The organism is Psychrobacter sp. 4Bb, from assembly GCF_002836735.1.
GTDB lineage: Bacteria > Pseudomonadota > Gammaproteobacteria > Pseudomonadales > Moraxellaceae > Psychrobacter.
Genome location: NZ_PJAS01000004.1, coordinates 1 through 8,330 on the forward strand (window position 1 = coordinate 1; position 8,330 = coordinate 8,330).

At 36.4% G+C, this 8,330-nt stretch carries 4 protein-coding genes and 1 CRISPR repeat array; of the genes, 1 reads left to right on the plus strand and 3 read right to left on the minus strand.

All coding sequences use genetic code 11. The annotated features are described in order from the left end of the window. Positions 1 to 88 precede the first annotated feature (88 nt). Positions 89 to 596: a CRISPR direct-repeat array (repeat unit 28 nt; unit sequence CTTCCTCACCGCATAGGTGACTTAGAAA). 329 nt (positions 597 to 925) lie between these two features. Next, a complete protein-coding gene (locus tag CXF60_RS00385; protein WP_102090344.1) occupies positions 926 to 1,858 on the plus strand; it encodes a hypothetical protein in 933 nt (310 codons plus the stop codon). A 338-nt stretch (positions 1,859 to 2,196) separates the two neighbouring features. Here the strand turns inward: CXF60_RS00385 and CXF60_RS00390 are convergent, their stop codons facing one another. The 3 genes from CXF60_RS00390 to CXF60_RS14510 form a co-directional block, all read right to left on the minus strand. After that, the gene (locus CXF60_RS00390) at positions 2,197 to 5,406 is read right to left on the minus strand and encodes a site-specific integrase (protein ID WP_102090345.1); all 3,210 of its coding nucleotides are present in this window, start codon (positions 5,404 to 5,406) and stop codon (positions 2,197 to 2,199) included. Between the two features lies 1 nt (position 5,407). Beyond that, positions 5,408 to 7,795, minus strand: a complete 2,388-nt coding sequence (locus CXF60_RS00395; RefSeq protein WP_102090346.1) for a site-specific integrase — start codon at positions 7,793 to 7,795, stop codon at positions 5,408 to 5,410. Next, a partial coding sequence (locus CXF60_RS14510) for a hypothetical protein (RefSeq protein WP_219621807.1) occupies positions 7,788 to 8,330 on the minus strand: 543 nt, incomplete at its 5' end. The genes CXF60_RS00395 and CXF60_RS14510, both read right to left, overlap by 8 nt.

The window sequence follows — 8,330 nt, forward strand, 5'->3', positions numbered from 1 at the left end:
TCTTACATATTATTTATATAATTACTACTAGATATAACGCATAGGTGACTTAGAAACCGACAACCAGCGTTTTTTGAAAGATTGTGAACTTCCTCACCGCATAGGTGACTTAGAAAGCTATGGGCATGTATATAGGCACTGGCAGAAACTTCCTCACCGCATAGGTGACTTAGAAAGCTCCACCAAACCAACAACCTCATCAGTTGCGCTTCCTCACCGCATAGGTGACTTAGAAATGATAGAAAATCTATGAACTTATCTAACTTACCTTCCTCACCGCATAGGTGACTTAGAAATGTTAATGCTGGAGCTTCACAAAGTATAGAATCTTCCTCACCGCATAGGTGACTTAGAAAGATAAGAAGCTACGTCTGTACAGGCATGATGGTTTCCTCACCGCATAGGTGACTTAGAAAAACGAAGCAGCACGACAGCGCAAACGCGACATCTTCCTCACCGCATAGGTGACTTAGAAAATTAACCATGCCGCTTTACGTCCTGATGCTCGCTTCCTCACCGCATAGGTGACTTAGAAAACTTAGAGCGACGCAACCAACGAGCATCTGACCTTCCTCACCGCATAGGTGACTTAGAAAAATAGCTGAATGTCGATTTACTCTTTTAATAGCTTCCTCCACACCTGAGTTTAGCGGTCGAAGAGCTGCGATAGAATGTTATTACCAAGCTGCATGATTAGAGCTCCCTAGATTTAATGATATGAATTTATCGGCAGGGGTCATTTTTAATAAGGCACAATATACTACAATTTATTGATTCATAAAGGTGGGAGTTTCCTAAATATCATATGTAAATGAAGCGTTAATACTATTGTAGTGACAGTGTTAAAACTAAAACTTTGTTTTGCAATTTGATGTACCTTTAACTATGATTACTTTCTTACGGAAAGCTAACGATAGGTAACAATATGAAAATAAATAAATTGTATGCCAGTATCTTATTGACAAGCGCCTTAATGCTGACAGGGTGCGGCGGCAATGATGATGATGGTGAATATGTAGTAGGTAGCGGTGATAGTACTGGCCCTATCATCGACAATAAGCTGAGCTACACAGCATTTGACCCGTTCAGTGATGTAATTGACGGAGAATATAAGACAGGATGGGGAAAGCTTGCCTATCGATTCGATAGCAATAATTTTTTGCAGACAATTTCTACTATCGTAGGAAGCTCACCTACTGCTTATCAAGTTAGTAGAGGTGATGAGGAAGATAATTTAGACTACTATGTTGGCAATAAAGTATTTGTAAAAGTAAGTGATGAGTTTGACAGTCGATTCTATAAGCTCAAATTTACTGATAGTGATAGCTTTGAGTTAAAAATTCAGACCGATAACGCAGCCATTGAAAGCATTTACGATATCGAAACTTTAGATCTTAGCGGCATTAAGAAGTTAGCTCGTAATGCTGATACGGGGATTAATACTGTCTTAGACTATGACTACTTCCCAGATAATATCGCCTTTCCTACTGGCTCTCAATGCTATATTTTTCAGGAGACACCATCTCAGTCCTATTATTCTTTTTACGAGCTAGCTTCTAGAAACGACATCACTATCAGTGAATGGATCGCTGACCAAAAACAATACAACGTGGTCAAAAACCTCGTTGAAGAAAAAGTTGGTCGCAATAACGAACTCTCAGCTGCTAGATATACTTCTGAAGATGGCGATATTGTAGCTGCTGTTGAGTACAATGGTTTAGTCTATGACTCTTACTACTATCAAAAAGGTGTTACAGAAGATACTGATACGGACTTTACGGTCGATGTGGTCAATTGTGATCAGTACAATACTGTTGCCGCTGATTTCATAGAAACACAAATTAAAGCCAATTATTAGAAATAGTTGTGTACTAAGAAGTAGCTGTAATTTTGAGAGCTTTTATAAATCAGAAATCATGATCTTGCCTCATAGAAATGAAATAAAAATAGCGCCTGCAATGGGCGCTATTTTTATGAGTCTAGTAAGGGCTCATCAATCACATTTATAAATATTCACAGTTAGACATCAGGATCACTACCGCTTCATTGATTACTTTTCTTTTTATGCTCTATAAACATATATCACCATAAGGGCTCAACGATTAGTCCTGTATATAGTTTTAAGCAGATAACGACCACACTATTCTGATAGCGTACCCACCATAACCTCATCCAAAAACACCTGGCAATCTAAATTCACATCATTTTCAAAAACTGATTATCCAAATCCAAGATTAAAGTTAAATGTATAGCAAACCTCAATAAGGGCGAATACTCGTAATTGGAGACTTCAATGTTACTATTTTTCTTTGAATTCTTTTTGCTGTTCGGGTTATGTATACCTAGACTAATAATATTATCTGGTTTATACGTTTCGAATTTTAAGTCAGGATAGCCTGATAGCTCTTTTTTAAATAGTGACATTATCTCTTCATTACCCCTTACAAGCCAATACTTGTCTTCTATAAGTTCAGCCCCAAGCTTTATAAAATCTACTGCTGCATTCATATCTTTTATAGAGAAGTTGATACTAGGACGCGAAGTGCTCATTTTAGAAGCCGCAACCATAATAAACTGATTCCATTGTTCATTTTTTTGGTCTCTAACTGTAGTAGCGTTCGTAAAAAACTGACTTAAGATCTTCTGCTCACGACCACTCTTCAGTAATGATGGGGTTAACTTAATAGTATCTGTTTCAGCGAAAAACCGCTTTTGGCCTCTTGTAGATAGAATGCCATGAATTCGCATAGCGTTATCAAAATACTGCTGTGCATGTAACCTATTAATATCGTATTTTGCAGCTACGTTATCAACATTTTTATCCTCTACCACATCCTCTAAAAATCCAATAACCCTTCGTAGACCATACCGCTGTAATAGCATTATTCTACTATCATCTTGTGCATTCGCTACTACTGCATTATTACAGTTTTCTTGAATAGCAAACTGTTTTGGACTTCTATAATCTTTATTCAATACTTGTCGATACAATAGTTTTTGTATCTTTTGCAGATCTATGTTATTGGTATCACCTTTATATCCATTCTCTTTTAATTGCTTTTTATCTATACCAGTAATATTTTTAAATGTGCTATAAGGCAATCGAATACTCGCTTGACTAAGACTATAAGACGCCATTAGCCATGCGGTATGATTGTAATATTCGAAACCTCTATCAGGTGATAAGTGTCCAAAAAGATGAGCGCAGCTATACCACAAATCTGAGCCACAAGTATTTTCACCCAGTAATCCTTTTTTAATACGTTCAATATCCTCTTCATTGTAGTCAGTCATACTCATGACTAAGTCAGGATGACCTTGCATTACTAATGCTAGATTAGTCATCGCTGTATGCCTAAATCCATGAAACGTCATACCTATATGATCAGATCCTCCTATATCTTTATGCAATAGCTTGAGCAGCTTGATTGGAACATGATCAGCAAGAGGTATATGTGAGGATGACAGTGTAAAAATAAAACGCTGATCATTCTTCGTCCTGTTAATAGAAATAAACTTAATAAACAAAGCCAATTCAGATGGCTTTAACAGTGCAAATAGCGGTACCTCTCTGATGCTTTTGTCTGTTTTTATTGAACGATAATGATTTGGACGTATCATAACTGACGGTTTGTCACGCTGCATTCCCTCGATATCGGCATATTTAAGACCTAAGATCTCTTTTTTACGCATGCCAGTACGATACGCGATAGTGAATAAAATAGTGAGCATATCGGCTTCAACAATATCAATACCAATACGTATCTGTTCTATAAGTGCTGAAAATAGTTGTGGAGAAAACCATTCAGAGCGAATTTTACGCTGCGATGACGTAAGAGATACTTTAACCTTTGGGAATCCATATTCTACTTCAGCAAACTTATGTATTGCTTGTAGACGTTTTGCCGGGTAACTTAAATCTTTGACAGCCATATCATCAAGTATTTCATCATATAGCTCTTCAAAGTATTCAGTTGTCCAACTCTCAAGCGGTTGGTCTTTGGTAAACGTTAGCCATTCATAACCTATAGCGGTTATATATTTGCTGATAGACTCATTATTAATTCCCTTTTTTTCTACAAGAGATAATACCCAACGTATTAATATTTTATAGCTCAAACCTGAAGAATCATGTGATATTTTTAATAGTTCATCGATTATGTTGCTTTGAGACTTGGACTTATTCTGATGCTCATACTTTTTATGTAGTATATTTTTAAGCTCTTTAATAAGATCAAGCTCATCATCTGCCTGACGGCGAGAGGGTTTTTTCTCACATTCGCCATTGGAAGCAATGATTTCAAGATCCAGAAACTCTTTGTTCTCATATACTTTTTGAATAGGCTGGTACTTCTGATGAAGTAATCGTTCAAAAGATTTTTTCGTGAGTCCAACGGTATCCTGCTTGCCTTTCATAACGGTTACCGATGCCTGATCTACATTCACATTAGGTAGCATCTCCCAAATATAGCTACTATTAGAGAGCATGAATGCCAACGTTGGTGTTTTAATACTCTGCTTAACTAGGAGTGGAGTTAAAGTGGTTTTTAATATATTTTCAATGCTCGTTTCAATCAGCGTTTCGTGTATCAGCTCATCAAACACTGATATCATCCTAGCTTTACTATGACAGTCATTTAACCGTATCAACCAACACCGTGTGACAGGGTCTAAAACAATCTGCTGATTGCAATACAAGTCATCAGTAATATATTCGTTGCCATATTTTCTGTTCTTATAGTGTCCATGACTAATAATATTGAAGTTTATAAAAGGCTGGCGTTTTGTCGGTTCTCTAATAGTATTTATGTAGCTTACAAGAGTCTTTTTATCATTGATTCCTCCATATATCATTGCTGAAAATATTAGCCACCCTATAATCTGGGTTTCCGTATAACAATCCGTATCTAACCAATAGCGATCAACAATTGTCAAAATACTACTCACTTTCTTACCATTTTTAATCCAGTCAGAATCAACACTTAAAGTATTGACCTTAGCTTTAACTGCTTTTGGAGGCATTGGGTATGCAGTCATTTGGGTCTGAAAATTGTTATTTTGGTAAGCGATAAATTCATTCAGCAGTGTATAGGCCTGTGTTAAAGGATATCCTTGATAGCAGTAGGTAGGGATACTCGACGTCATCTGACTATAAAACACTTCCAGGTCTGTATTAGTTATTCGCTGGCCTTTAGTTATTGGACACATTTTGGCCTTATCGAACAAAGTATCCCAATTTTCTTGAAACATTAGTAGAAGGCTACGTTTATTTAACTCTAGAGGTGTTAGCCGACTCTCTGAATCAATTAATTGATAGCCTGTAGATAATTTGATGAAAAATTTATCAGTAATTCGTCCGTTTGGATTTATCCAAACGCTAGGTTCTGTGGTTTGAATATCAGACATGTTAATCAGCTCTCAGTTGTTTTAAGCGCTCTTCTACGATAGAGGCTAATGATTTTATGCCAATAGTTTGTGCAATAATTTCAAGAGTAGGACCTACTTTATGGATCTGCTGCTTAGAGATTGAAGAATACTTGTTCAACGCCTCTTGATCACGCTTTTCGTGGCCAATAATTGCATTGATCAGCGGTATTGGGGTGCTAAGTCTCTCTAGCTGAGTACGCACAAAATGCCGAACCCAATAGGGATCAATATCTAGCTCATGAGGCGTCGCTTTAATAATATCTCCACGTTTAATGGGATTTAACTGGTGCATAGACTCTAAAAGATTAATAACTGTTGATTCAATATTATCATCTAGCGTCTCAGTGATAAGATTAGATAACTCTCTATTTTCAATAAAGGTCATCCTGAATGTTCGTAAGAAAATTTTGTAGTCTATTATTAGTTGTTTGGCACTTGCACATAGAGGTATTAATCGATCTGTCTTACTACTACGATTAGGCTTATCATCTACGATCAACCAGCCCATTTCTTCATCTATTTGATTGACTGAACCTGGAATGCCGTTGTTAGCTCGAATACCTGTCGACAAACAAATGGCATACCATGTATAGATACTATATCGATTAAACAGCTCAAATGCTGTTTCACTGTTAGAAACCCATAACGTTAAATCTAAGACTAGGTTTTTGACATGTTCAATATTTAGCACCTGCATGCTACCTGTAGAGAAATGTGGTACTGGCTTATCAAAGTAGCCAAGATTGTAAGTTGACCCTGCACTTAATGAGTTCAAACAATCTTTATAAACAGAAACGATGTCATCGTTTGAATGGCTACTGTAATAAATTGCAGGTGCGATAGAGGCAGGTGTACGGCAAATTAAATCTGCATAATGCTCATTACCCGATGGTGTGAATCGTCGGATATACATATGTAATATTTTTGATATGCGAGTATCAGTAAGATAAACAATCTCCAGCTGACTTTTCATGGCTTTAATAAACTCTTTTACCTTCTCCATCGTTAGCTCTGATGCACTAACCTCTGCTAACTTGCAGGTCAAACCTATAGGTAGTGGTAGATAAATGAGATCTGACTTATTTTCAAAACAAGAAGTCTTAAGCTCTGCCCTATCACTTACGCCTAACCTATGCATAATAAATATCTGCTCGTTATCGTACTCAAGCAACGTACTTTTGCTAAAAAAATCAGGAATCAATAATGTTTTGATAGGTAAACCAGTGATCAGAGAAAAAAGCAGGAGAGCTGCTACCGGTTGTTCGCTGTAGGTTACTAAATGATTAAACACTGCCTGACAGCTCATTTTTGAAAGATAGCGAACATTAGTAGCAAGCTCAAAATCATGCGCTGCCATGTAGGTTTGCTGTACCGATTCATCATAGTTATGAAGTGGTGCGATACGTTTAGAGAGATCAGGCTGTGAATAGCTGAAAAAATAATCTGAATTATAAGCATCTACCAACTCTTCAACAGAAACACTTTCCTCAGAAAGAGATGGTTTTTCACAAAAAGGTATTAATTCTATTGGATTATTATCAATAGGATCAGACACGTTGTTAGTATGGAAAAACCCATAAAAATGAGGCTGCGCGTTAACGGGTATAGGTTCAGCTTTAAGATTTTGCCAAGGCTTGTCTTTTATTTTGTCAGGTTTATCTGACTTAGAGTTGCTATTATCACTCGTCCCTGCTTGCTCTTTGTCTTTTTTTTGCTCTTTGTCTTTTTTACTACTTCGTTTATGTTTTCTTTCAGGATAGTAGGCCCATTCTATTATTTGATGGATTTGCTCTATCTGACGCGCACGTTTCTTATAGTTGTTAGTATCGTTTTGTTCCCACCGTGCATTCGCTAGTACTTCAGCACGCTCATTAAGGTCATCTATTAAAGCTTGTAAATATTGCGAGTCAAACTCTAGCCTTGAGAGTGGTAATATAGTTTGAAAAAATTCATGACTCCAAAACCACTGATAGTCTGCAGTTTGTGTATATCCATATATTTTAAATTTCTTTAATATGCTCTTGGCTTGTACTGGGTTTAGATGAATGTGTGATAACACACTAAGATAAATGGCGAACCCTAACCACTCTCTAATCAGCGCATAGTTAGTGTTATAGTCAGTTAAATCTTCAAAATTGTGTTTAATAAGGGCCAATAACCAGTGAACATCTGCTCTCTTATGATTTCTTCTGGGTCTATCATAATTTGGAAGAGTAGAAACTAAAGCGTTGAAGTCTAAGCACTGATGAGTGTTCGAATGGTAATGATAAAAGATAGATTTAATCAGCTTGGGCTCATCTATGTTGTGGTACGAAATACCATGCGGTAGCAACTGCTGTATTGCAAAATCGATTTCAACTTCATTCATCGTACGACTCCTCTAAAGGAGTTTTTTTGCGCGAATTGTAGTAACTAGCTTCTGAGAGTCCAATTAAGTTGACAAATACCTTTGTCGTTAATTTCACACTGTTAAATAACCTCATACAATCATCCTCAGACAGCTGCCTCTTTAATTGCTGATAACAGTTAACTAAATTTAATACACCTCTATACCTGATAATAAAAAATATTATCTCATTAAGAGCGTAATACTTAATTTGAGAGTCAGTTAATTTTTTGCTGAGGCTAAAATTTAATTCGGATTCATAGATACTGATATCTTGTATATCGGTAGTGAGACAATAATTCAGAATAAAAAAATTGTCGTAGAATAAATATCCTCTACTACCTTGCTTTTCCACTTGAAACACTTGCGAACACTGAATTCGAGTCCAAAATTCAATATCGCTCTTTAACATGTAAGGCAAAATAAGGTGATTAAATATTTTATAGTAGCCAATATTAGCTTTATGAACACTTAGTTCTTTTTGCTTTATATCGTTTAGGTAAGTCTTTTTCATAAA